Here is a 25,196-nt window from a genome sequence, read left to right on the forward strand (position 1 = left end):
ATGGGTTATGGTTGGGTAAGGACCTCAGTTTCCATTGTTTTTGCCGAGAAGGACCTTGATTTTCGATACCGCTTCCATGGCATCCTTGGCATAGAGATCGGCACCGATTTCGGTGGCGTAATCCTGGGTCAGAACAGCCCCACCCACCATGGTAAACGTCTTGACCCCGGCCTCCCGCAACAGGCTCACCACATTCTCCATCTCGGCCATAGTCGTCGTCATCAGGGCCGAAAGACCGACGGCATCCACATTGCGGGCCTTGGCTTCGGCAACAATTTTCGCCGCCGGGACGTTTTTGCCGAGATCGATCACCTCGAAGCCGTGATTTTCAAGGAGGGTGCAGACGATGTTCTTGCCGATGTCGTGGATGTCCCCCTCCACCGTGGCCATTAGTATCCTGCCGAGGCTTGCCAGGTTCATTCCCTGCATTTCCTGCTTCAGCCGGGCAAAGGCGGTCTTCATGGTCTCCGCCGAAAGCATCACCTGGGGCAGATAGACGATATTCTTCTCGAAACGGCGTCCCACCTCTTCCAATCCCGGCAGAAGTCCTTCGTTGCTGATCTCCAGCGGGCTCAATCCCTGAGCCAAGGCGGCTTCCACATGGGCGACGATATTCTCCCCGTCGCCGTCAATGACCGCCTTGGCCAGGATGCCCCGGATATCCAGAGGAGCCTGCTCCGCCGGCGCACCCGGCTGAACAGCGACCGTCCCCTTATAGGCATCGATGTAGGCGGCAGCGTTGGCATCACGGTTGAGCAGGACCATGACCGAGCGCCAGACATCCATCATCGCCTGCTCCTTGGGATTGATGATCGCCGCATCGAGTCCGGCCTCCATGGCCATGGCGAAAAAGGCCGAGGAAATGAGCGGGCGGCACGGCAGTCCAAAGGAGATGTTACTGACACCAAGTACCGTGTTGAGTTGCAACTCCCCCTTGACCCGGCGGATGGCCGAGAGTGTTTCCATGGCCCGCTTCTGCTCGGCACTGACCGCCAGGGTCAGGCAGTCGATAACCACGTCGTTTCTCCTGATCCCCAGGGAAACGGCTCTCTCTGCTATTGTGGCGGCAATGGCAGTGCGGGCCTCGGCAGTCTCGGGTATGCCGCTCTCGTCCAGGGTAAGGCCGATGACGGCGGCGCCGTATTTCTTTGCCAGCGGCAGGATGCGGCGCAGGCTCTTTTCCTCGCCGTTGACGGAATTGATCAGCACCTTGCCGTCGGCCGACTTGAGCCCTCGCTCCAAAGCCTCTGGGTTAGAGGAATCCAGGACCAACGGCACAGAGGCAGCCCCGGCGGCGCAGAACACCGCCTGTTCCATGGCAGCCGGCTCATCGATTCCTGGGGCACCCACATTCACATCGAGGAGTGTCGCCCCGGCGGCAATCTGTTCCATTGCTTCCCGCCGGATATAGGAAACCTTCCCCTCCCGCAGCTCGGCAGCAAAGGCTTTCTTGCCGGTAGGATTGATCCGCTCGCCGATGATGGCCACCGGCCGGCCGCCACCAATGGCCCCGCAACCGCCACGACCGGAGAGCCACGTTGTCCCGTCGGTGAAAGCAAACTGCGGCAAGGTCTGATCCTTGCCCGCCAAGGCATCCTTGATGGCCCGGATGTGTGCAGGGGTGGTACCGCAGCAGCCACCGATGATCCGCACGCCCAGTGCGAGCATCCTTTCATGGTAGACGGTCATCTCGTCGGGGGTGGCAGGGAATACGGTATTGCCATCCTTCAGCACCGGCAAACCTGCATTGGCCTGGGAAATAAGGGGAAGGGTGGAGACGCGGCGCATGGCGGAGAGGATATCGTAAATCCCCTCAACTCCCAAGCCGCAGTTTGAGCCTATGATGTCAGCGCCGACCGCCTCAAGGGTGATGGCGGCAGCCTCAGGAGGCGTGCCGAGCACAGTGCGTCCCTTGTCGTCGAAGGTAAGCATGGCTATGATGGGGATTTCCGCAGAAATTTCCCGGATGGCAATGATGGCAGCACGGATCTCCTTGATATCCAGAAAGGTTTCCAGGGTGATGAGATCGGCACCGGCACCGACGAGAGCCTCAGCCTGCTCGCGGAACTGGGCTGCCATCTGGTCAAAGGTCAGGTCTCCCACCGGCTCCACGAATTTCCCGGTAGGCCCCATGGAAGCTGCCACATAGGCCCGCTTCCCCGCCACACCGCGGGCAATTTCCACCGCTCTGGCATTGATCTCTGCAAGCCGCCCTTCAAGGCCGTAATGGGAGAGCTTTTCCCGGCTGCCACCGAAGGTATTGGTAACGATAATATCGGCGCCTGCATCCAAATATTGCCGGTGCACCTCTGCCACAGTCCCCGGCAGGGTCAGGATCAACTCCTCAGGAGACTGCCCCGGCTTAAGCCCACGCTGCTGGAGCATGGTCCCCATGGCGCCATCCAGCACCAGCACCCGCTCTTTGATGGCCTGCAGGAAAGGTTGTTTCATTGGTACCCCTCGCAAAGGTAATGTAGTGGCAATCAGCAGAAGGCCAGCCCCGGAATTTACCGCTTTTCCAGGTTAAAGTCAGGAACGAGCGCTTGGCGCAGGTCCAGATGCCCCTTGATGGTGGTGACCGGTTGTCCTTCCTTGAGAAAAAGAACTTTTTTTACCTGGGGGAAATTGACGGCAATGGTATCGACAACTGCGTACACCGCCGTCATTTCGGCTGCACTCCCGGAAGGGAGATCGTCGTATAGTTCCCTGCCGAAATCGACAACTGCCTCGTCTACCTGCAGGGTGACGCTCCTGACCTGGGTGCTGTCGGGCACGACCGGGCCGTAATCCCCCACCGGGCCGCTGGCCAACTCGTCGATGATTGCCTCGATGGATTCGGCAGGGCTGGCTCCGGCCTCTATTTCCCGCCCTTCGCGAACGAGATTGCCGTTTTCATCGGCAAAAAACAAGGTGACCATCATGGTCCCGGCCTGCTCCATGGGGGGGGAGATCCTGGGAGTGGTGCTGATGCGGTATTTCTTCACCACCAGGGCACCAACGATTGCGGCGAAGACAAGAAAGGCAATGACGATGAACCGCATCCCCCTGCGGGGCTGTCTATTTTTCTTCACCGGGTTGCTCCTCTTCACGGGTTTCATCGTCCAGGTTCACCTGGTACACATCTCCCAGGCGCTCGCCGAGAAAGCGGTTACCGACCCGGATAAATCCGGCCGGAACGTCGGTAACAAAGAAGTGGTGGTTTCCCTTTTCCGACGACGGGCGCAGCAGCGATTTTTTGCCAAGAATTTCCGCCACGGTGAAGGCGGTTTCCTCGGCTGAGTCCACCAGGGTCACCCCATCCCCCATGACCTCGGCGATGATCCCCTTGAGGATGGGATAATGGGTGCAGCCCAGGACCAGGGTATCGACCGCCTCTTCCTTGAGCCCCTTGAGATAGGCCTGTGCCGTCAGCCTGGCGACCTCGTTGTCGATCCACCCTTCCTCAGCCAGGGGGACGAACAGCGGGCAGGCCCGGGTCACCACCTCGATCTCCGGATTGATGCGTTTGATGGCCTTGGCATAGGCACTGCTCTTGATCGTACCTGCCGTGCCGATGACCCCCACCTTGCCGCTGCGGGTAACTGCGGCGGCCCGCCGGGCGCCCGGCTCGATAACACCGACGATGGGAATGGAGAATTCCTTTTTCAAGGCCGCCAGGGAAACAGCAGAGGCGGTATTGCAGGCAACCACCAGCATCTTGATGTCCCGACTGACCAGAAACGAGGTGATCTGCCGCGAGTAGCGGGTAACCGTTTCAGGGGACTTGGTTCCGTAAGGCACGCGCGCCGTATCCCCAAGATAGATAGTATCTTCCTGGGGCAGAACCTTAATGATCTCCTTGAGGACCGTCAGCCCCCCAACCCCGGAATCAAATATGCCGATAGCTTTCCAAGCCACACTCTCTCCCAAAACCGCAGTTGACGTGAATTGAAACGTTTAATAGTATTTTAGCCTACCCCCGTTGTCAAGGCATTTGCTCCACTTTATGAATACAATAAATCTTTAATTTCTCAGGAAAATCTGCTATGTATCCTCAGTAATCTTCGCAAGGTTGGAGACCATATGGAAAAACAGGAACTGATCGAGAAAACCGTCGAGACCCTCAGCCCTTTCGAAACGGGCAACATCGTTCATTTCATGCAGAACTTGACCATGAAGAGCGCCATGGAAAATCCATGGATCATCGGCTTTTTCCTCATCCTAGCCTTTTATGCGGTGGTCAAGCGGTCCAAGTTCGTCCTCGCCTCCCTCTTTGCCGCCATCTCCATCATGCTCTTGATACGTTTCACTCTCCCCGCCGACGGCGGCAACGAGCTCACCCTCAGTTCCACGCTCCCCTTCGCCTTCGGCGGTCTGGCCATCGGCGCAGCTCTGATTTACTTCATTTTCATCAAGACGGAGTAGCCTGTCCTTGTCCCGAGTCGGCTTTACCTCAACCATACCCGTCGAGATCCTGGTGGCGGCCGGAAAGACGCCGGTGGATCTCAACAACATCTTCATTACCAGCGAGCGGAGCGCACAGCTCATAGAGGAAGCCGAAGTTGCCGGCTTCCCCCGTAATGTCTGCGGCTGGATCAAGGGGATTTACGCCACCGTCCTGGAAAGCGGCATCGACGAAATGATCGCCGTAACGGAAGGGGATTGCAGCTACACCAAGGCACTCATGGAGATCCTTTCCATGGGAGGCATCACCGTCGTCCCCTTCGCCTATCCCATGGACCGTAATCCGCAAACCCTCAAGGCGGAGATGGAAAAGCTCATGGCCCACTTCGGAGTGGACTGGAAGGAAGTGGACCGGGCCAAGGCACGCCTGGATGCCATTCGCCGGAAGGTTGCGGAAATAGACCGCCTCACCTGGCAGGAGAACAAGGTCGCCGGCGAGGAAAACCACTATTTCCAGGTCTGTACCTCCGATTTCAACAGCGATCCCGCAACCTTCGAACAGGAGGTGGATGCCTTTCTGGCAGAGGCGGCAGCACGCCCAGTCTTCGGCAGGCAGATCAGGCTCGCTTACCTGGGGGTGCCGCCGATCCTCAGCGAGCTTTACCCGTTCCTGGAAAGCCTTGGCGCCCGGGTTATCTTCAACGAAACCCAGCGCCAATTCTCCATGCCTTACGACACCGCTGATCTGGTCGAGCAGTACCGGCGCTATACCTACCCCTACGACATCTTTCACCGCATCACCGACATCGAGTTGGAGATCGCCCGGCGGCGCATCGACGGTATCATCCACTACGTCCAGTCCTTCTGCTTTCGACAGATCGAGGACATGGTCATCCGCAGGAAGCTCCACCTGCCCATCCTGACCCTGGAAGGGGACAAGCCGGCACGGCTGGATGCCAGGACCAGGATCAGGCTGGAGGGATTCGTGGAAATGCTTGCCGACAAACAGGCCATGGCGGAGGATTGATGGAGAGCGGCAGCAGCAGAATCGGCATCGACCTGGGGAGCAGAAAGGCCAAATTCGCCCTGCTCGTCGGTAACAATATCGCCAAACTGGCCGACCGGGACACGGTAACCTTCTACAAGCGCTTCGGCAGGATGGAGGGGGGGGAACTCCTCCTGGATCTGGCGGGAAGCGAGCTTTTTTCGCCGGAGGAATTGTCGGTGTCTGCAGTGACAGTTACGGGCTATGGCCGCAACACCCTGTCCCTGCGGGGAGCCAGAGTCATCTCCGAGATCAGGGCTCATGTTGCCGGCGCCATCAAGCAGACCGGCCTGAAAAACTTCACCATGCTCGACATGGGGGGGCAGGACACCAAGGTCGCCCTCATCACCAGCGGCAAGCTCGCCGATTTCGTCATGAATGACAAGTGCGCCGCCAGCAGCGGCCGTTACCTGGAAAATATGGCCGCCATCCTGGAGGTAAGCCTTGAGGAGCTCTCATCCCACTGGGAAGAACCGGTACCGCTGGATGCCACCTGCGGCATCTTCGGCGAATCGGAGCTGATCGGCCAGATCCTGCGCGGCTTCCCCGTGGAGCGGCTCTGCGCCGGGGTCAACCAGACACTGGTCAAACGAGTCATGCCCATGCTCAACAGGTTTCCCTCCGAGAACCTGGTGCTGACGGGAGGGGTCGCTCTGAACCGAGCCCTGGTGAAACTGCTGGAAAAGGAGATAGGCAGAAACATCATCGTCCCCCCCCACCCCCAGCACAACGGCGCCATCGGCTGTGCCACCATTTAACCATGGAGAACAACAAATGAAAATCGGCAAAAAAGACTGGCTGTTCATCGCCCTGATCGGCATCGTCCTCATCATCTTCTTCGCCATTTCCGGCAAAGAGAAGACGAAGAAGGTCCCCCTGGACGACAAGCACAAACCCTTTTACGAGATTGTCGCCAAGACCGGCAGCAAAATGGAGGCCGACAAGGGTTGTCCCACCTGCCACAACGAGCAGGGAGGTATTCCCTTTCCGCCGAAGCATCCGGTCAAGCCCAAGGACGGCCCCATGCGCTGCCTGTTCTGCCACAAGCTGCAGCAGACCGGCAAGTGACCACCCTCAACCTGACGGAGGAGCTGGAACGGCTCATCGGGCACATCGTCCGGGAGGTGCCGGAACTTGGCCACATCGACACGCGCCAGCTCCTCGTCTGCATCTCGACCACCCGTAACGGTGGCATCCACGGCACCTATGCCAAGATCCATCCCCTGCGCTTCGCGGAAGGCGCCCGCACCACCACCGCCCGGCGCGGCAGGCGCACCTATACCTGCACCATGCCCCAGGTGGAGCACCGCGGCGCCGAAATCCTCTACATCATCTACTTTCTAGTCCCGCGCTTTCTCAATCTCCCCCAACGGGAGAAGCTCATTACCGTCTTCCACGAGCTCTATCACGTCTCTCCACGGTTCAACGGCGATCTCCGCCGCTTTCCAGGCCGAAACTATGCCCACGGCAGCTCGACGAAAAGATACAACGCCCTCATGGCAAACCTGGTGGACCGCTACCTTCTGGGATTGGAGGACAGATCGCACCTGGCATTCCTGGACGGAACGATGGACGACCTGCGCCTGCGCCACGCATCCATAGTCGGTCGTAAATTTGCGGCCCCCCGCCTTATTGTCGAACCTTCCTGAACGGCACCAGGGGCTAAACCTTCACCAGGCGCACCTGCGTATCATAGAAGGAGACGCTCCCCCCTACCTTGTCAAGCATGCAGGTGTTCTTCAGGTGCGGATCGAGCCACATGGACGCATTGGCATTGACCCCGCCGGCGCGGCGCGGATCCCCCTTGATTAGTATGCCGTCAATGACCATATCTGTGGCACCGGTCGCCCAGAGGCCGTGACCATGGCTGAAGGTGACGACGCCGGGGCGAATTCCCTCGCTCAGCTGTACCCGCCCGACAATCGGCTTCTTCACGCCATTGCCCAGATCCCACTCCCCCCGCGGGTTGCTGGCTGAGACCACCTTGACCCGCTCGCCGTTTTTCAAACCCAGCCTCCTGCCGTCAGCCGCATTGACAACCAATGTATTTTCAGGCACCAGCTCGCTGAGGTACTGATTGCTGATGGTGCGGCTATTGGTCATCCTGACGTCCTTCTGGCTGATGAGTTGGAGGTGATACCCTTTGGCCAGCGCCGCCGGTTTCCGGTCCAGGGTGTCAGCTACGGGATGATAGCCTGGAAGACCATGGAAGCTCTTGCCGGTAAAGGCATCCTTCACCAGGGCCGTCTTTTCTTGGTAGAGGTTGATGAGCCGGCCGTAGCGGTTCGCCGCATAATCGCCGTCATAGGCTGCCTCGGGAGGATCGAAGCGCCCCCCCCGGTTGAGGATGTGAATGGCTTTGCTCAACTGGATGGTTTCCAGGTCCCCCGCCTGTTCGATCCTCATGACGCTTCTGGGGAGATGCCGATGGCCATCGAAGAAGAGGCCCACCTCCTCGTGTCCCGCATCGGCCACCGGCTCCCTGCCGTCGTAGGCAAGGTTGGCGACAAGCCGCCAGTAAAACTGCTCCGGAGTTTTCAGGTCCAGACCCGGTCCGAAGCCCTCCGTGCCAAAGCCGGACAATCCCAGTTTTTCCGCCAGGGCCAGCCAGAGGGTTTCAAAGGAGATAGGCTGGTCCTCACCGAATACCTTCACCACCTCGTTGGGGGAGACGATCAGCGGATGCCGGACCGGCTGCACCTTGAGCGGCATATTGGGATGGGAACCCTGGAATTCCCACCGCTCCAGAAAATGGAGATCCGGGAAGACATAATCGGCGTACATGCTGGTGCTGCCGATTGTTATATCGCTGGCAAAGTAGAGGGGCACCCGTTCCAGGTCGGTGAGAGCGGCAATGCCTTTGTCCCCGGCGGGAAGGGCATAGGACGGGCTTCCCATGTATGAGAAAAGTGCCTTTATGGGATATGGGTAGGCCTCGGCAATGGAGGGGAGTATCTCCTGGTAGACATCGGCGGAAAGGGGCCACCAGTTGCGTTTGGCCGGATACCCGGCAAAGAGGGTCGATTCCTCGTAAGTCGCACCGTGGCGGATGACGGAAAGGCCGAAGGGTGTGCCGGTGTGCGGGGTATGTTTCTTCAGGCTGTAAGGCTGACGGTCGTTGCTGCTGCCGTCATAGTTGAAAGTCGAAGGGGCGATCATGCCCCCCTTCCAGTCGAAATTGCCAACGAGCAGGTTCAGGTTCATCAGTGCGGACGCAGCATAAAAGCCGTTGGTGTGCTGCACGGCGCCGCGATGGATTTCGACGCAGGCCTTCTTGCCGTGGGAGGTGAATTCCCGCGCCACCGCCTCGATCACCCCCGGCTCAATGCCGCAAATGGCCGCATATTCCGCCAATGTTCTTTTCCGCGATTCCTCCAGCATGAGCTGCAGCGAGCTCTTCACCCGCACCGGGCCGTGTTCCCCCTTGAGCACCATATCGACGAACAGCTCTCCCCTGACCCGCAGCCTTGTATCGTTGGGATCGAAGGCAACAGGCTCCCCGTCCCGCAGGGCCACCAGGTACTCGAAATCGTATTGCTTGCCGTCCCTGCCTGCCCGCACCTCCTTGGGCTTCAGCCCGATTTCGGAAGCCCGGAGAAAGGCACCGGGTCTGCCGTCAGCATCGATCTTCACCAGCCAGGAGGCGTTGCTCCAGGTCGGCTCCTGATCCTTGGTGGCGCCTGCTTTGTTGGCATTGGCCAGGTAGGTGGCGTCGAAGCGTTTGTTCTCAAGGATCCAGCGGGTCATCCCCATGGCAAAGGCAGCGTCAGTTCCCGGCTTGATCGGCACCCACCGCTGGGCCTTGGCGGCAAGCCGGGTGAAGCGCGGATCGACGACCGTCACCTTCAGCTTGCCCGTCGCCAGCCGTTCGGTCATGCGCGGCGTACGGTTGGGAGGACCGAAGTTGGCTTCGAAGAGGTTGGCGCCGACGAAGAGGATATACTCGGCATATTCCTGGTCCGCCTGCCAATAAAAGGTCCGGCCATCCGCGAAGCCGTTGCCCGCGTACTGCTCGCTCATGGCCTTGCAGGCAAAGGCGAGAGAGCCCTGGCAGACGGTGGTATTCCCATGGGTATTGACCGTGCCGAAGGCATCGGTGAAACGCCGGGCAAAGTCGCTCCGCCCCCCCTTGATCCGCCCCCAGCAATGGATGAACTGGTTGTTCTTCGGCCCGAAATCGGGATGATTCGGATCGATGAGCAGGTGCAGGTCGGCGGCGTGCTTGAGCTTAAATTCGGCCACCGTCATTTTCTTGCTGCGAATAAGGGTCACATCATCCGCCATCTCCCGGAAGAGCTGCGGATCCCGCATGGCATACAGCTCTTTGAGGCCTGTCACCTGCCGCTTTTCTTCCCCCGGCACATGATGGAAAAGCTGCCCGCCATTGACGATCTCATCGATGGCTTGCTGAAAGGGGACGGAAATCCATTTGCCTTCCCCCCGCTTCCCCGCCCGCTTCAGGACTTTGCGGATCCGGTAGGGATCATAGGCCCCCTGGTGGGCCGATTGCCCTTTTGCACAGATGGCACCATCCACCTTGGGCGTCTTGAAAGGGGATGCAGCCATGGAGAGATGTGGATGGAGGGTAAATGGGCTGTAAGGGTTACCGTCGATCTTGGCAATGACGCCGTCGATGATCTTCACCTTCAGTCCACAGCCGGTATTGCAGTTCAAGCAGGCGGTATGGAGATTTCGGTCCACCCGCAGCAACTCGTAGGCCTCCATCTCCGTCAGTTCCGCCGCCTCGACCCGTGCCAGGACTCCATGGATGAATTCCAGTTGGGAGGCAACCAGTGCGGTACAACCGGCCATGGCACTGGTCTTGAGAAACCTCCTGCGGCTCATGCCCGGGCGCAGGTCCCTCTCTTCCCGGTCAGCCATGGATCACCTCCAGCTTTTCATCGGCTATGTAGTAAACCCGCGGCTCCGTGCCGAGTTTCTTCTTCAGCACCTGGACCTTGTGCCCTTTCTTCACCTGGGCAATGAGGCTTCCGGGATCGCTCTCGTCGCCGAAATAGCCTGCCCTGCCGATGCAGGTGGTGATGCACTGGGGAAGCATGCCGTTGGCCAGGCGGTGGATGCAGAAGTGGCACTTGCGCGCTTTGCCCACTGGGAGTCCCTTATCCTTACGCTCCAGTCTTCTGCCGTATTCGAAGGCGGAGAGCGCTTCGTAGCCCTGCAGCTGCGGTGTCCCCACCGTATGGAATGAGCCGTCGTCCATGGTCCTGGCCTGGTAGGGGCAAGCGGTAACACATTTGCCGCAACCGATGCACCTGGCATAGTTGATGGGTACAATGCCGCTGCCGATGCCCTTGCTCTCCTTCCAGGTGGCGCCGTCCGGGCCTTTAACCGGGCAGGCCCCGACGCAGGGTGGCCGGTCGCACTGCATGCAGGGTCGGGGCAGCCAGCTCCGCTTTACCCTGGGGAATTTCCCCCGCTCGTACTCGTAAACAGGCCGGTAATAGAGCTTCGGCGGCAGCTTGTTTTCCGAAACGCAGCCAATGGTGCAGGCATGGCAGCCGACACATTTGCGCGTATCGATGAGCATGGCCCAGCGGCGGTCCTCAGCCCGTTTCTGCAGGGCGCGCTCCAGGTCCTCCTGCATAACTATCAGGATGTCTTTCTCCATAACACCACCCGGTTCGGTCATCTCCGCCGCACCTTTCCCCGTGCCGACAAGAGATGAGCCATGGAAATGGCTACAGCGGAAAAAGTACCATGAACAGCGGCAGACTGCAATTGACAGTTGGCATTGGCGTGGGTTATAAGGCTGCTATGAAAAGAACCCTTCTGATCCTGTTGGCAGTCGCCATTTTGGCCCTCATGCTCCCGGCCGCCGCCTTCTGCACCGAGGAATATGCGCAGAAAACGGGCCGGGCCTGCTCCGCCTGCCACGTAAGCAGCTCGGGTGGGGGAGAACTGACCCCGGCAGGGAAGGAGTATGCGGCAACCTTAAGCGACTGGAGACAGTCCCCACCGTCGAGCTTGCGCCTGCTCAGGTTTGGCGCCGGGTATCTCCACATCCTGACTGCCTTCCTCTGGTTCGGCACCATCCTCTATGTCCACCTGGTGCTCAAACCCGCCTACGCCGCCAACGGTTTGCCACGGGGGGAAATGCTCGTCGGGCTCGTCTCCATGCTGGTCATGGGGCTCACCGGCGCATTTCTCACGGTCTTCCGCTTCTCATCCCTCGCCGACCTCTTCCAGAGCCGTTTCGGGATTCTCCTGTCCGTAAAGATCGGACTGTTTCTCATCATGGTCATCTCGGCGCTATTCGTGGTGCTGGTCATCGGTCCCAGACTGCGGCAGAAGAAAAAGGGGGGCAAAGGGAGCATCAAGCCGGAAATGACAACGGCGGACCTGGATGACTGCAACGGCAAGGAAGGCATGCCTGCCTGCTTCGGATACAACGGGAGGGTCTATGACGTTACGGCGAGCAGGCTCTGGAAGGACGGCGACCACATGCGCCGCCATGCCGCCGGCACCAACCTCACGGAGGCGCTGAAGCTGGCCCCCCACGGGGAAGACAAGGTACTCGCCATGCCGGTCGTCGCCACGCTGGTGCCGGGGGAAACTAAACAAGGACGCCCGCTCCACGAAATGGTCTTTTACTTCATGGCCTACATGAATCTCACCATCGTCTTCTGCATCATTCTGATCCTGGCCGCCTGGCGCTGGAGCTGGTAAGGTACAAAAAAGGCGGAGCATTTGATTGCCCCGCCTTTTCTTTCCAGTTTGTCATTAGTTCTATTATTTGTTCTTCTCCCGCCTGAGGTTTTCCGCATCCTCCTTGATGCGTGTCGCCGCCTCCTTCACCTTGGCCCACCCATACCAGTGCATGTAGTCGGGGTTGGCGTGGAAAGCGCCCTGGAACGCCCGCTGCCGGTATTCGAGGAAGATCAGGTACAGTTCCTGTTCGGCTGCTGTTTTTGCCTCGTAGAACTGTAAAAGATCGGGGGCGTATTTCCAATCGGCAGGCTTTTTCAAAATCCCATCATCGTAGAGAGCTTTGACGGTGCGGATGGAATCGGCAAAGATCCGGTCGGTTTCACGAATGATGTCGTCTCCCGCCTTCAAGTTCGTCTCCGCATAGCTGCGGGAATGGCAGCTGGAGCAGGTATGGATCATCTTGTTCCGTTCCCTGTCGAAGCTCTCCTTGTCCAACCGGGCCACCTTGGCCCCTTTCACCGCATCGAACCGTTCCGTCGGGTTCCCCTTTTCATCCAGGACGCCGATCGCCTTGAGGATGGTGATGCGATCTTCCAACCATGCCTTGTCATCTTCCGGCATGCGCAGGGCGAGGAATCCCCAGGCGGTCATGACCCCATGGTTGCCGTCATGCATGTGGCAGGTCTGGCAGGTGGGCGCCCGGCCGCTGGTCGGCTCCAGTTCCCAGATGGTGCCATGCTTGGAGGTCTGCCACATTTCCCATTGGGGATGATCAAAGCCCATGTGACAGGTCCGACAGGCCCGCGGATCTCGTGCCTCCTTCACCGAAAAACTGTGCCGCGTATGGCATGAATCGCAGGCGCCGCTGCCATAGCGGGTCAGCTCGGATGCTGCCTTCTCACCGATCTTATGGCACGCTGAGCACCCTTTCAGCCCCCCGCCGCCAACCCCCGGAGGTTGGTGGTTCAGCATCGGCATCGCCTTCATCGCAGCCCAGGCCAGGGCGTGTTTCCCTTCCCGGTACTGCTGAACTCTACCGGCATGGCACCTTCCGCAGGTCTCCGGGGTGGGCAGTTTTGCTTTGGCCACATCCGCTTCTGATGTGTGTTCGGAGCCATGGCAGTCCGAACAATCCAGAGCTTTCCCCATCTTTCCGGCAAGGAACTGGCTGACGATCCCGGCAGAAACCTTTTCATGGCAGCTGATGCACTGGGATTTGCCCTTCTTCTGTCCCGTCCCCCCTGGCGATGCAGCAAGCCCGTTGGCAGATAGGGCGATGAAGAGGCCGAACAGACCGACCGCAATCGAAATAAAATGATAGCTTCGTCTCATGCTTCCTCCTCTGCCGCTGAATTGGAGAACGTTCGTTACTCCTTCCAGTGGATGCACGAAACTGGACAGGCATCGATGGCCTCCCGCTGAATTTCGTCTTCTGCAGCACCCTCCGGATTGTAGCACTCCGCCTTGCCGTCCTCGTTGAAGCGGAACACTGCCGAAAGATTGTTCACGCACAGACCGCAGCTGATGCATACGTCCTGATCCACATACGCTATCTTTGCCATAGCTCGACCTCCCCCGGAAATTAGGTAAGTTTCCACAGCCTTGCTACAGAAAGATTAGCATGGGTTCAGTAATAAACAACCTGCAGGAGTGCAAGGGACGGGCTTTGACCGACTATTTTCGCAATGGACCTTTGCCGCGACGGCTTACCACCAGGGCATCCAGCAGTTGCCTGAACTCTGCGGCCGATACGGGGACGGGCGGCATCAGGGCATTGGGGCGTACCATGCGTGGGTTCTTCAGCCATCTTTTCAGGTTTACTTCGTTCCAGCGCTCTTTCCCCGAAAAAGTGACGGGATAAAATTCGCTGAAAATCCCCGAGAGGTTCGGACCGATCCGGCCACTCCCCAGGCCACCGTAGGCCTCGCTCAACAGTTTGTGACAGGAACCACATCGTTTGACAAAGCTATTTTCCAGATTTTTATCTGCAAAATGAACCACCCGCACCGTCTCGCCCCGAGGCTCCGCCTCCTGTCTGCTTCCCTCTGCAACGGCATTGACCAGCGCCGTTAGCTGCCCGTCGGTAAAGCGGAAATGCGGCATATAAAGCACCGGTTCCTTTATCGCGGAGGCGATCTCCTTCGGCGAGGCCTCAAGGAAGAACCGATCCAGATCGGAAGCCAGTCCATTCCCCTTTCCCCCAGTCCGGTGGCAGCGCCTGCAGCCAGCGGCATCGATGAGCTTTTTACCCTCGGCCACGATGGGACTTCCCGGGATGGTGAAGTGGGCATAGTAACCACCAATCAGTCCGGCGTGGGCGATGTTTTTCCGCTCGCTGCGATCGTTGCCCCGGTGGCAACCGGTACAATTGCCGCAATCCCCATGATGGACCGGATGGCAGGACAGGCAGACACTTCGTTGCGCCGCCATGGCGGGGACAGGAAGAATCAGGAGAATGATTATGAAAAGACGACCAGCGACCAGTTGGCACCTCTGAAGAACATGGCGATAACGGTTAACGCTACGATGGCGACAAAGACCGCGAGGGTCACTGCCGTCACCCACCGCTGCCCTCCGGGGAACCAGCGGGCGGTCTCGCTCCCTTCACGGCTCGGCAACCAGGGAAGGAAGAGAAAAAAGAGCCCGGTGGCGGCCACGGCATAAATCAGGTATTTGGAGTAGCTGACCAGTTCCTGGATCCAGAGGAGAAACCAGGCCGATTTGACAGGATTGGGCACCTTCGACAGGGAAGCCGGCTCCTGGAGGGGGGCAGGGATAAGGACCGCCAGGAGCGCGATCGCCAGAACGGCAGCGACCGTCGCCATCTTGATCAGGCGAAAGAAGTGGGGCGAACTCTTTATGTACTGTTTCATAACGCTCCCGAGATAAGGTTCACAGATACGGCAGAATTCCCTTGTTTTTCCTGATCCGGTAGAAATGGAGAAACGAGAGGAGCAGAACGGCCAGGGGCACCAGCACGATATGCAGTACATAGAAGCGAAGGAGCGACAGGGGCTGGCCGACCCCGTCGGGGACGAGCACGTCCCTGATGGCACCGCCGAAGGGTGCAGTGTTGAGCAGTTCCATACCGGTCTGGGACGCCCAGAGGGCGAGTTGGTCCATGGGGAGCAGATAGCCGGTGTAGGCGGCGAACACGGCCAGACAGAGCAGGAACAAGCCCACCACCCAGTTCAGGTGCCGGGGCCTCTGGTAGGCACCGGTGAGAATGACCCGCAGGGCATGGAGAAATATGAACACGAGAAAGAAATGGGAGGCAAGGCGATGCAGGCTGCGCAGATAGCGCCCGCCGTAGACCGACGACTCCAGCAGGAGAATGGAGTCGAAGGCCTTGTCCGGGGATGGCTGGTAATAGAAGAGCAGCAGCATTCCCGAGGCAATGAGCAGGGAGAAGGCGGTAAAGGCCATCCCCCCCAAGCAGAAGGTATAGGTGAAACGGAGGTTGTCCTTCAGCACGACCCGCGGAAAGAGATGTTTGAGAAATTCCTTGATCACTCTACCCCCCTGCCAGCACGACAATGTGGTCGCCCCGGTCCTCGATGGGCAGGCGGACAAGTGGGCGGTCGGCCGGCCCCTTGAGGACCCTCCCCTGCCTGTCGAAGGCACTGCCGTGGCAGGGGCAGGTCAATCCCTGGGGGGTCACCGTCACCGTACACCCCAGGTGGGTGCAGACCAGGCTTAAGGCGGTGACGGGACCCTCCCCCCCGATGACCGCCACCCGCGACTGGCGATAGACCAAGGCACCCAGGGGAGGAATATCGGCCTTGGCCACGGAAAGGAGCACCTTCTTCCGCGCCTTTCCCGTCACCAGAAACTTCCTCAGCAGAAAAAGGCCCGAGAGAAGGCTGATCAGGGTGATGATGAATTGTCGACGCGATCTGTCAAGCTTTTCCATTTTTCCACATAGGCCCTTTGATATGCAGCACTGCGGCCGGTGACCGCCCGGTATCGGGCAGGACTGAGAAAGGCGCCGTTTGTGACCTCCTGCCCGCTCCGGTCCCAAAAGGAAGGAAGCCTCATGCCGTCCTCCTGCAACCGGTAGATGCGGTCCTCCTTCCCTTCCATGAGGAAGCGCCGCGGCGCGTCATGACAACCGTCGCACATGACCGTACCCCGCCGCACCGTGTGGGGGAAAAAGGCCTTCCACGAAGCGGTCAGCAGCCGGTTCTCCTCCCCCTGCACCCGATCGTTGCGGATATCGCTGAAGTAGGCGACGAACTGGGGACGGATCGGACTGACCATGCCCCGGGCATTGACCCCGAGCGGCGGGGCGTCCTGCTTCTTCAGATAGGCGCTCTTAACATACTGGCCGTTGACGGTCTTCAGCCGGTAGTTTTCAATGGAAGGACTGTCCGTAAAGCGCAGATAGAAGGTGCCGTACTCCTGGGCGCCCCACGCCGAGTGGCAGGCGTAGCATTCCATCCGCTCCAGGTGCCCCTTTATCCGGTGTTCCAGCACCTTATTGCTGGGCAGATGGCAGTCTCGGCACGCTTTCGCCGCCCTGGCCCCGACGATCAGGCTTTTCATGGTATGGCAGGTGCCGCAGGCAATGCCTGCCTCAGCGTGGACATCGGGGAGCATCTTGAGGAAAGTCTCACCATAGGCGCTCTCACCCCGCTGATAGCGGAGACTGTCCTCCCGGGGCGCCATGCCGTAGTATTCGCCGCCAACGAAGTAGCCCCGGTGGCAGGCAAAGCAGCTGCGATCCCTTGCCCCGGCCAGGGCGTGACCGCTGCCGCCATGACAATCGGTGCACCCACTCAGGTGGCAGGACTGGCAGTTTCGCTCGAAAAAGTGCGGGTCAGCTTTTGCGAAAGATTTTTCCACAAACTGTTTTTCCCTTACTCGCGTTGCCATGGCATGGTCGAAAAACCGGCCGTAGCCGTTGTGGCAACCGGTGCACCCTTTTGCCTTATGCACGGTTGAGGCTGGATCGGCAATGGTAGCCGAATCATCACCATGGCAATCCTTGCAGGCAAGGGTGGCATGGATGCCGCTGACGGCAACCCGGTGGCAGACCCGGCAATTTTCTTCTGCCGCGACGGTACTAGCGGCTGCGATCAGAAAGCAGGCGGCGATGTAAAGCATCGTCCAGCGCACGATAATCCAGCTCCTTCCTGTAAATGGGGTCCTTGGCGCCCAGATGGCAGACAAGGCAGAGATTGACCGCAAGAGTCCTTTTCACTTCCTTGCCGTCCAGCGGCCGTGATTTCTCCCTGGTGATCGCCGAGTAGGCCTTCACCCTTCCCTGTTGCAGCGTCAGGAAGCCGTCCAACGGCTTGTCGGCTGAGCGCTCGCAGATCATGGTGCCTTCGATACTGTTCCCCGCAATCACATGCTGCCCGAAACCGAGAAAGGCCGGATTGCCGTGGCACTCCTTGCAGCCGACCGCTTTTTTGCCGGTATTGTGGGAATAAAAGGGGGCAAAACGGAGCTGATTCTTTCCCTTGTAGCGGGCCACGTATTCATTCTTCGACCTAAGTCCCGTTTCCTCCACGACTGTGATGAAGGTCTGGCAGCCCGGAGTCACGGGGGAGATTCGTCCCCGCTGATTGATGGCAAGGGGAAAGGGATAGAGCATGCGGTAATCTTCCTTTTCGCTGAACCGGCCCGGCGTCTCTTCCTGGCGGATGAAATCGGTGCCCATCCGCCCCTTGTCGTAGGTGGTGTGGCAGCCGTAGCACTGGACCACGGTCCGGGAATGGCAGGCGTAGCACTCCATCCGCCCGTGACCGACCACGGCATGCTCGGGAGTGCCGGTGATCACCTTGCTCCTGAACAGCTTGCCGCTCCTCTTCCCCAGCACGTAGATCGTGCCGTCCTGGTAGAAGACATTGGAATAGGGGCGCCCCTTGGCGGTCAGCACCATGCGCATGCCGTGGCGCATCTGCATGCGGTAGTTCTGCGACTCGCGCAGGGGCTGGTCGTTTTCCCGTCCGAGCGCCAGCAGGCGTGGGCTGCGTCTACCTCCGTGGCAGTCCTCACAGCTTATCTCCGTCTGCAGGTACATGTTTTCGTAGGCATAGCCGTCTCCCATGACGTCACGAGAGGTGTGACAGTCGATGCAATCCATACCCGCGGCAGCATGGACATCGGGGGCGATGTGAACCAGGTTGCGGCCGCCGCTGGCCATTACCGGCCCAGGCAGCCCCCTCCTGGTCGGCACAAGGCCGTTATTGCCGTCATACAGTCCCTCGTAGGAAAGTGCAATGCGGCCGCTGCGGTTGTGGCAGCGGTAACAGACTTGGTTGCCCGGCAGCTTTTCCATGGCATGGCTGGCCGAATAGGAGCCCTTTCCTCTCACTGTCCGGTCCTTCCCTTCATAAGTGGCCTCGTCGTTGTATGGAAAGTGACAGGCAGTGCAGCCCGACCCGTGACCGGCGCTGTAAACACCACTGGTTTCAATCCCCACGTGGCATTGGGAGCAGAATTTCCGGTACAGCTCGCCCGACAGGTTATCCAGTCCGCTGACTCCTTGCAGGAGGTGCTCCCGACCGGCAGCATCAAAAACCTTGTCGCCGCGACCTCCATAAAGTCGCCCGTTCTCCCCTTCCCAGGTCAGCTGGATGTTCTTGATCATGCCGGTATTGGTATACATGAGGTTCGACCGCACCCGATCGAGTTGATAGGCATGGCAGGCGCCGCAGGTCCGTTCCCAGTGTTCCGGGTCGGCGGGATTCTTCGGGCCGAACATGGTGTTGTGGCTGACATCCTTGTTCCGAGCCTTTTCGTTGCCGCCATGGCAGGCGACACAGGATGCATGGCTGGCAGAGGCATGCTCGATGCCGCGATGGCACGATACACAGGTCGATTCACCCCGGCCGCATCCGGCAAGAAAGAAAAACAACAACATACTGGGAATAAGGATCAGCTTGGGGACGATGTAAGGTTCCATTGCCATGGTCTGTAGTGACGCTATTGGTGATGGGTCACTATAATGCAGCAAACGGGAAATATCCAGCCGGTTGCAATGGATAGCGGGAAAAATGAAAGAAAGCTTCACACGCCCCCGGGAAGGCAGAAAAACAAAAATGCCTCCCCTGGCCTTTTGGGACGGGGAGGCATTCGGGTCAGCATCCCTGGAGTTCTTCGCCGGCGAGCTCGCCGACCCGCAGGGTGGAATCGACCTTGATTTTGGCAGCCTTAGCTTTGCCGAACTTGAGGACAATCTCACCACCTTTGACGCTGAGCACCTTGGGAGCCCCCCCCATGGCCTGCACATTGGCCCCCTTCTTCACCCAGGCGGGTACATTGTCGGCCTTGACGGTGATTTTTTCACCGTCCACCTTTGTGACCTTGCCCGAGAAGGAGCCACCGGCAAAGGCGACCGCCGCCAGGGAAAGGGCGGCAAGGGCCGCCGCGACTGCCATCATGATCTTTTTCATCTGCTGTTTCCTCCTGTGTTTTGTAGTTGCCCAAATGGAGCTGGAGCCGGCAATGCATCCATTGTGCAAGCGCGGTGCCACACATTATGCAGACACTAATCCGGGCAGAACTATTTGTTTTTATAGGCCCTTACTGCCGGCGCCCCAAGGAGGCCCAATATTCTGTGAAGCTGATGCCCCGTCAGAGGCGACCGTAAAAGTCAAATCATTGACAAAAACTAACCACAGCATATTTCTAGCCATGCCCCCATGGGGCATTTTTTCACCACAAGCTCCTAAACTCACTGGCCCACCGACCGATACATAAAGTAAAGGGGGACAGCACACGAGGGAGTTCGTCTTCGGACGCCGAACCACAGTCTCTACTAACACTTCACCCAAGGAGTTTTGCATGAACTTCATCCGCAATGCACATCTGAAAGGGAAATTGGTTTCAAGTTTCGCATTGGTCGCCTTAATCGCCGGAATCGCCGGCTTCATCGGCACGTCGAAGATTACCATGCTGGCCAACGAGGCCGAGGAGATGTTCATCTTCAACACTGAACCATTGGGAACATTCGGCATGGTCGGAATCGCCTTCCAGAAGGCCCGGGTGAATGTGCGCGGCATGATCCTCGACGACAACCCCCAGCGTGCCCATGCCAATGCCAAGACCATCACCAAATTTTATGCTGACATTGACGAACAGCTGACAGCACTGGAAAAAACCCTGGAAACCGCCGAGGGGAAAAAGCAATTCGCACTCCTGCGCAATCTCCTCAAGGAGTATGGACCGGTGCGGGAGGAAATCGTTACCGCAACCCTTAGTGGCGACCGGGAGACGGCCCTGGATATCATGCGGACCCAGGGGCTCTCCTACGAGCGCAAGATCGATGAGGCAATCAAAAAGCTCTTCGATATGAAAATTGCCATGGCAGAACAGCGGAACAAAGCCAATAACTCTACCGCCCGCAATGCAACCATCGAGATGGCGAGCTTCGCCATCGCCGGCATGGTCATCGCCATCCTTTTCGGTCTGCTCATAGCGCGACAGATCACTGCCCCCCTCATGAGTGTAGTCGACTTCGCCCGGGCCATCGCCCAGGGCGACCTTACCCATCACCTTCAGATGGACCGGAAGGATGAAACCGGCCAGCTGGCCGAAGCGGTAAACGTCATGGCCGACCGCCTCAACCGGCTCATTGCCGGTGTAGCCGACAACGCCACACAGGTGGCGGCGGCTGCCGGTCAGTTGACCGCCAATGCCGAGCAGATGGCAACCGGCGCAGAAGAAGTAGCCGCCCAAACCGGCACCGTCGCCACCGCCAGTGAAGAGATGGCCGCCACTTCCACCGAGATTGCGGCAAACTGCTCAAACGCTGCCGAAGAGGCGCGCCGGGCAAGCGAGACAGCAGGCAAGGGCTCTGAGGTAATCCGCCATACGGTGGCCGAGATGACCAGAATCGCCGAGCGGGTTCGTGAGACGGCAAAAACGGTGGAAAACCTCGGCACCCGTAGCGACCAGATCGGCGAAATCATCGGCACGATCGAGGATATTGCCGACCAGACCAACCTTCTGGCACTGAACGCTGCCATCGAGGCGGCCCGTGCCGGTGAGCAGGGGCGCGGCTTTGCCGTGGTGGCGGACGAGGTACGGGCACTGGCTGAACGAACCACCAAGGCAACCAAGGAAATCGGCGTCATGATCAAGGCCATTCAGCAGGAAACCGAAGATGCCGTTGCCATCATGGAACAAGGAGTCACTGAGGCTGAGCGGGGCACCGCCGAAGCCGCCGAATCGGGCAAGGCCCTTGAAGAAATCCTCGATCAGGTGGGGAGCGTCACCATGCAGGTGAATCAGATGGCAACGGCCGCCGAGCAGCAGACCGCCACCACAGCAGAGATCAGCAGCAACATCCTGCAGATCACCACCGTTGTCCAGGGTACGGCACGGGGCGCCCAGGAAACGGCGGCAGCGGCTCGCCGGCTCACCGGCCTCTCCAGTGAACTGCAGCAGCTCATCGGCCAGTTTCATCTGGCATAGTAGAACACCTGCGGATGCCGATTTTTGAGGCTGTCCCTTCCCGGGGACGGCCTTTTTTGTTCTTCGTACATTTCCGTGAAGGCAGTCGTGGCATCGTGAGAGAGCGACGAGCTACAGCGGCGAGCGGACACCCGCCGCATGTTAACGGAGGCAATCCCGCCGATTCAAGCGTCAGGCACGATTAAACGGATGGCACCGCAAGGTCCGCAGCTGTAGCGACAGAGCGAACGGACGATGTCGCGACTGCCTTTTATTTCACAAAACTCCCGGATTCAACAAAAAAAGACCGGCGGGAGTTCCGCCGGTCATGACAAGGAGGTACAACAATGATTATTTGCCGCTCTTGCTGATGCTGATCGTTTTGCTTGCTTCGTGCCAGAGGAAGGGATCGGTCTTTGTCGTGCCGAAGGGGAGATACCAGAGCTGCACGGTCACATCCAGGTCGTAAGCAGTGGGTTTGTTGACAAACTTGCCATCCACTTCCACCTCTTCGAGGGGAAACATGATATCGAATCGCTCATGGACCGTTTTCCCCGGCGGCAACCCCGTGTCTTCGATCATGCCGCTCTTCTCGTAGGGGCCGCGCCCCATCCGGTCACCCCGTCCCAACTGCTGCGGAACAGGCATGTATATTTTTTCTTGGTTGAAAACTTCCTTGCCATCCTTGGTTGTTGCAATGACCGACAGAACCAGTCGGTTGGGAGTCGGTCAGCCATCGGGGATTGAATGCCCCGCCCGATTGGTCATTTCCACCTTGACGACCGCCTTGGGCTTGATCTCGGCACCGTCACGCCAGTGGTAGCCGAAGGACTCCACCTTGAAATCGACAGCCGCCTTGGTCATGGCAGGATCACGATAGGACTGGATGTTGTGACCGAGCTTGCTCTTCTTCATGTGACATTCCTGGCAGGTCTCCTGGCCCCCTTCCGATTTGTAGGCCCAGAGGTAACTGCCATAGGAGGTGCAGCACTGAGTCGGCTCATCCAGCTCCATGTTCGGTCCCATGCCGTGGCATTGGCCACACTGGATCGATTCGCCCATGATGGGACTGACTCCCATTTTTGGGAACTGGTCGGAAGGATGTTCCCCGTCCTTCGAGCCGTAAACCGCACCCGCCTTGGGATAGCCATCCTGCCACTTATGGGTGATGGCGTTGCGGTTGTGACAGATCAGGCAGCTGATATTGACGCTTTTCAGCTTGTCTTCCGCCTGCTTTACCGCCGCCTTGTCCTTTTTCTTCTGGGCATCCTTCCAGCTGTACAGGGTGGATACAAGCTCTTGGGCCACCGAGTCCTCGGCATCTTTCAGCTGCGGCAGATGACACTTGGCGCACCCCATCAGATGCTCCACCTTCACATCCTTCGGGCTTTTCACCCCCGAGTAAGGCTCCTCCATGAGGCCATTCTCAATGGCGGAAATGATAGTCGATGCTGTTCTGCCCGTTCCGTATATGGAGCGGGAATGTATTGATTTCTGCGCTTCGTCGTGCTTGTCCTGGTGGCATTGGATGCAGGAACTGGAGTCATACATCTTTGCCAGCTCGGCAAGGGTCTTCGCCTTGCCCGATTTGGCAGCGATGGTCTCCTGCCAGCCCACCCCCGCCTTGCCGCCGGCTATGGCAGGAGCCGGGAGCAGGGAGAGGCCCGCAAGAAGAACCATGGCGCCGTAAAAGCGTTGCTTCATCGCATTCCTCCCAATCGTTCAACAGCCCTGGAGCTCGTCCCCTGCAGCTTCGCCAATGGTCATGGTACTTCCAGTCTTGATCTTAGCCGCCTTGGCCTTGCCGAATCTCAGAACCACCACATTCCCCTTCACATCGACTATCTTGGGAGCCCCTCCCATGGCCTGAACGGACTCACCCTTCTTCACCCAGGCAGGCAGATTATTGTCCACCGTCACCGAGACCTTCTCCCCGTCGATGGCAGTTACTTTCCCACTGCATGATCCTGCAGCAAAGGCGGCCGCGGTGAACGCGGTCGTGGCAACGATGGTAAACATTCCTGCAAGCAATCTCTTCATCACTGATTCTCCTTTTTCGGTTGGTGTTGCGATCCGCAAAAGCGGTCATTCCAGAGGCTGCGCCCACTCCATATGTACCTGCGGCTTGCGGCCGGTTTGCGGAGCACCCTGCGCCCCTGGTGCCGCGGTTATTGCCGTTTTACCCGTAGAACCCGCCGGTGGCAGGAAAGAGGACGGGGATCCTGTCGCTGCTGCGTTGTCCGGCTGGTAGCTGATACCCGATATGGCGCTGCTCGATTCATCCAGGTGCAGGGTCTGCATACGCCCCGACCGGTAGGTTATGACCATCTGGTCCGCATCGGCGATGCCCGCAAGTGCCGTGCATACAACGGCAAGTGCCCATATTCCTGGTTTCATTCGTTTATCCTTCCAAGCAGGATGCGACATTACGGCGGCGGTCCTTCGGGGACCGCCGCCGTGACCGAGTTATCAGAAAATCAGCTGCAATTGGGTGACAAAGCTGGTGAAGTCCTTGCTCCTGACACCGTTGACGGTCCCTTCGCTATTGAAGTCTGTACGGGACGCCTCGAAAGTAAGCTTCAGGTTCTGACCGCGGAAGTAATAGTTGGCGCCACCACCGTACCAGTCAACTTTCTGATCGAAGATATTATTGAGGGATGCAAACCGCCACTTCTCGTAGCGGCCGAAGAACTGCAACGGCAGGTTGGGAAGCATGTAGCCCGCCTTGGCATACCAACCGTTTTTCTGTCCGTTGAGACCGATTGTTCCCTGGTCGGGATTGGCACCCTTGTGGGCATTGTCCAAATCCACGTCCTCATAGGCTGCCGAAGCGGTGACGGTGCCGATTCCTTCCAGAGGATATTCGAAGAAGCCGTCAACCGTCCAGGCCTTGTAATCCTTCTTGTCGGCCCTGGCCACCGTATCCCCATAAGCCACGTCCGGCTCGAACTGATAGGCGCCGCCAACGGTCAGCACCTTCTTCTTGCCCAGGTAGGTTCCCTTGTAGCCATAGTCGTTTTCCGGATCCAGAACCGACAAATGTCCGCGGAACGAATAACGGAAATTGGAACTGGGTGCGGTTTCTCCAGATACGGCCTTGCGCCCCTCCATGGCATCGATGCGGTACTGAAAGATATCGTTGAAGAGATTTCCCCAGACCGCCACACCCGTATCGCGGGTAGTTGTGTAGGCGGTGCGGATGAAGAGCGATCTGTCGAGGGTCAGTGGCATCTCGCACGCCTCCAGGTTTTCCCTGGACAGATTGTACTTGAACTTGCCGGCATTGATCCGGAAGCTGTCATGGAGCTTGAAGCGCATTACCGCGTCGAGAAGCTGGAATTCCGTCCCCTGGTTGGTGCTGGCGACACCGAGGGTGGTAACGTTGGGATCCTCGGTGAACTCCGTCTGGACATAGAGGCTGAGCATATCGCCATACTTGCCCATGAGTGCCAGGCGGTTACGCCGGAAGTTGAAATTGGTGGTGGTGTCATCGTTATTGGCCCCCGAGCCGCTGTCCCGGACCGTCATCTGGAACTGCCCCTTGTAGTCGAGCTGCAGCGCTCCCTCTTCCTCGGGACCGAAGGTCATGCGCGGACCGGCGAAGGCGGTGCCGGCGACCAGAAGCAAACCGGCGGCCAGTGTCAAGCTTCTTCCTGCCTTGGTTATCTTTATCATGCATGCACTCCTTTTCTTG

Annotated in this window: 25 protein-coding genes; 7 read left to right on the top strand and 18 right to left on the bottom strand. The window is 58.8% G+C overall.

What is annotated here, in order from left to right:
* Positions 1-24 precede the first annotated feature (24 nt).
* Genes ML541_RS03895 through murI form a run of 3 tightly spaced genes read right to left on the bottom strand, consistent with a single transcriptional unit; the run spans position 25 to position 3,897 of the window.
* Positions 25-2,451 carry a homocysteine S-methyltransferase family protein gene (locus ML541_RS03895; protein ID WP_243371007.1) on the bottom strand — a complete coding sequence of 809 codons (2,427 nt, stop codon included), beginning with the start codon at positions 2,449-2,451 and terminating at the stop codon, positions 25-27.
* Positions 2,452-2,507: 56 nt separating this feature from the next.
* On the bottom strand, positions 2,508-3,071 hold the full coding sequence (locus ML541_RS03900; protein ID WP_243371009.1) for a GerMN domain-containing protein: 564 nt from the start codon (positions 3,069-3,071) through the stop codon (positions 2,508-2,510).
* Entirely contained in the window at positions 3,058-3,897 is an 840-nt protein-coding gene (gene murI / locus ML541_RS03905) for a glutamate racemase (protein WP_243371010.1), read from the bottom strand. Before murI ends, ML541_RS03900 begins: the two co-directional genes overlap by 14 nt.
* A gap of 165 nt (positions 3,898-4,062) precedes the next feature.
* Between murI and ML541_RS03910 the strand changes: the two genes are divergently transcribed.
* The 5 genes from ML541_RS03910 to ML541_RS03930 are packed head-to-tail and all read left to right on the top strand — an operon-like array spanning position 4,063 to position 7,077.
* A complete protein-coding gene (locus ML541_RS03910) occupies positions 4,063-4,404 on the top strand; it encodes a hypothetical protein (protein ID WP_243371012.1) in 342 nt (113 codons plus the stop codon).
* Positions 4,405-4,411: 7 nt separating this feature from the next.
* Positions 4,412-5,410 carry a 2-hydroxyacyl-CoA dehydratase gene (locus ML541_RS03915; protein ID WP_243371013.1) on the top strand — a complete coding sequence of 333 codons (999 nt, stop codon included), beginning with the start codon at positions 4,412-4,414 and terminating at the stop codon, positions 5,408-5,410.
* Positions 5,410-6,186 carry an acyl-CoA dehydratase activase gene (locus ML541_RS03920; protein WP_243371014.1) on the top strand — a complete coding sequence of 259 codons (777 nt, stop codon included), beginning with the start codon at positions 5,410-5,412 and terminating at the stop codon, positions 6,184-6,186. The genes ML541_RS03915 and ML541_RS03920 overlap by 1 nt, the downstream gene beginning before the upstream one ends.
* A gap of 16 nt (positions 6,187-6,202) precedes the next feature.
* On the top strand, positions 6,203-6,496 hold the full coding sequence (locus tag ML541_RS03925; protein ID WP_243371015.1) for a cytochrome C: 294 nt from the start codon (positions 6,203-6,205) through the stop codon (positions 6,494-6,496).
* A complete protein-coding gene (locus ML541_RS03930; protein ID WP_243371016.1) occupies positions 6,493-7,077 on the top strand; it encodes a putative metallopeptidase in 585 nt (194 codons plus the stop codon). Before ML541_RS03925 ends, ML541_RS03930 begins: the two co-directional genes overlap by 4 nt.
* 13 nt (positions 7,078-7,090) lie before the next feature.
* Here ML541_RS03930 and ML541_RS03935 read toward each other — a convergent pair whose 3' ends face one another.
* Complete coding sequence (locus tag ML541_RS03935) at positions 7,091-10,309, bottom strand: molybdopterin-dependent oxidoreductase (protein ID WP_243371017.1); 3,219 nt, start codon at positions 10,307-10,309, stop codon at positions 7,091-7,093.
* The gene (locus ML541_RS03940) at positions 10,302-11,057 is read right to left on the bottom strand and encodes a 4Fe-4S dicluster domain-containing protein (RefSeq protein WP_243371018.1); all 756 of its coding nucleotides are present in this window, start codon (positions 11,055-11,057) and stop codon (positions 10,302-10,304) included. Before ML541_RS03940 ends, ML541_RS03935 begins: the two co-directional genes overlap by 8 nt.
* Before the next feature lie 146 nt (positions 11,058-11,203).
* On the opposite strand from ML541_RS03940, the gene ML541_RS03945 reads away from it, so the two are divergent.
* On the top strand, positions 11,204-12,115 hold the full coding sequence (locus tag ML541_RS03945) for a CopD family protein (RefSeq protein ID WP_243371020.1): 912 nt from the start codon (positions 11,204-11,206) through the stop codon (positions 12,113-12,115).
* Between the two features lie 63 nt (positions 12,116-12,178).
* Here ML541_RS03945 and ML541_RS03950 read toward each other — a convergent pair whose 3' ends face one another.
* From ML541_RS03950 to extJ (ML541_RS03990), 9 genes are all read right to left on the bottom strand, one after another.
* Positions 12,179-13,429 (bottom strand): multiheme c-type cytochrome, encoded by a 1,251-nt coding sequence (locus ML541_RS03950; RefSeq protein WP_243371022.1) that lies wholly within the window; start codon positions 13,427-13,429, stop codon positions 12,179-12,181.
* 35 nt (positions 13,430-13,464) lie between these two features.
* A complete protein-coding gene (locus ML541_RS03955) occupies positions 13,465-13,659 on the bottom strand; it encodes a ferredoxin (RefSeq protein WP_243371023.1) in 195 nt (64 codons plus the stop codon).
* Between the two features lie 112 nt (positions 13,660-13,771).
* Positions 13,772-14,527, bottom strand: coding sequence for a selenite/tellurite reduction operon c-type cytochrome lipoprotein ExtS (gene extS, locus ML541_RS03960; RefSeq protein WP_243371025.1), 756 nt, complete (start codon positions 14,525-14,527; stop codon positions 13,772-13,774).
* A gap of 29 nt (positions 14,528-14,556) precedes the next feature.
* On the bottom strand, positions 14,557-14,970 hold the full coding sequence (extQ, locus tag ML541_RS03965; protein WP_243371027.1) for a selenite/tellurite reduction operon b-type cytochrome membrane protein ExtQ: 414 nt from the start codon (positions 14,968-14,970) through the stop codon (positions 14,557-14,559).
* Between the two features lie 19 nt (positions 14,971-14,989).
* Positions 14,990-15,610, bottom strand: coding sequence for a cytochrome b N-terminal domain-containing protein (locus tag ML541_RS03970; RefSeq protein WP_243371029.1), 621 nt, complete (start codon positions 15,608-15,610; stop codon positions 14,990-14,992).
* Position 15,611: 1 nt separating this feature from the next.
* Positions 15,612-16,010 (bottom strand): ubiquinol-cytochrome c reductase iron-sulfur subunit, encoded by a 399-nt coding sequence (locus ML541_RS03975; RefSeq protein WP_243371031.1) that lies wholly within the window; start codon positions 16,008-16,010, stop codon positions 15,612-15,614.
* The gene (extO, locus tag ML541_RS03980) at positions 15,965-17,215 is read right to left on the bottom strand and encodes a selenite/tellurite reduction operon b-type cytochrome iron-sulfur cluster-binding subunit ExtO (protein WP_243371032.1); all 1,251 of its coding nucleotides are present in this window, start codon (positions 17,213-17,215) and stop codon (positions 15,965-15,967) included. Before extO ends, ML541_RS03975 begins: the two co-directional genes overlap by 46 nt.
* Positions 17,163-18,968, bottom strand: coding sequence for a selenite/tellurite reduction operon c-type cytochrome ExtM (extM, locus tag ML541_RS03985; RefSeq protein ID WP_243371134.1), 1,806 nt, complete (start codon positions 18,966-18,968; stop codon positions 17,163-17,165). Before extM ends, extO begins: the two co-directional genes overlap by 53 nt.
* A 217-nt stretch (positions 18,969-19,185) precedes the next feature.
* A complete protein-coding gene (gene extJ / locus ML541_RS03990) occupies positions 19,186-19,500 on the bottom strand; it encodes a selenite/tellurite reduction operon protein ExtJ (protein ID WP_243371034.1) in 315 nt (104 codons plus the stop codon).
* Positions 19,501-19,891: 391 nt separating this feature from the next.
* On the opposite strand from extJ (ML541_RS03990), the gene ML541_RS03995 reads away from it, so the two are divergent.
* Entirely contained in the window at positions 19,892-21,523 is a 1,632-nt protein-coding gene (locus ML541_RS03995) for a methyl-accepting chemotaxis protein (protein ID WP_243371036.1), read from the top strand.
* 330 nt (positions 21,524-21,853) lie between these two features.
* Here ML541_RS03995 and extKL read toward each other — a convergent pair whose 3' ends face one another.
* The 4 genes from extKL to extI all read right to left on the bottom strand — a co-directional run bounded on the left by extKL (position 21,854) and on the right by extI (position 25,177).
* The gene (gene extKL / locus ML541_RS04005; protein ID WP_279342352.1) at positions 21,854-23,182 is read right to left on the bottom strand and encodes a multiheme c-type cytochrome ExtKL; all 1,329 of its coding nucleotides are present in this window, start codon (positions 23,180-23,182) and stop codon (positions 21,854-21,856) included.
* A gap of 42 nt (positions 23,183-23,224) precedes the next feature.
* Positions 23,225-23,542, bottom strand: coding sequence for a selenite/tellurite reduction operon protein ExtJ (gene extJ / locus ML541_RS04010; RefSeq protein ID WP_243371040.1), 318 nt, complete (start codon positions 23,540-23,542; stop codon positions 23,225-23,227).
* Between the two features lie 45 nt (positions 23,543-23,587).
* Positions 23,588-23,899 carry a hypothetical protein gene (locus ML541_RS04015; protein ID WP_243371042.1) on the bottom strand — a complete coding sequence of 104 codons (312 nt, stop codon included), beginning with the start codon at positions 23,897-23,899 and terminating at the stop codon, positions 23,588-23,590.
* 72 nt (positions 23,900-23,971) lie between these two features.
* Positions 23,972-25,177 carry a selenite/tellurite reduction operon porin ExtI gene (extI, locus tag ML541_RS04020; protein ID WP_243371044.1) on the bottom strand — a complete coding sequence of 402 codons (1,206 nt, stop codon included), beginning with the start codon at positions 25,175-25,177 and terminating at the stop codon, positions 23,972-23,974.
* Positions 25,178-25,196 lie beyond the last annotated feature (19 nt).

It is taken from the genome of Geotalea sp. SG265, assembly GCF_022808985.1.
GTDB lineage: Bacteria > Desulfobacterota > Desulfuromonadia > Geobacterales > Geobacteraceae > Geotalea.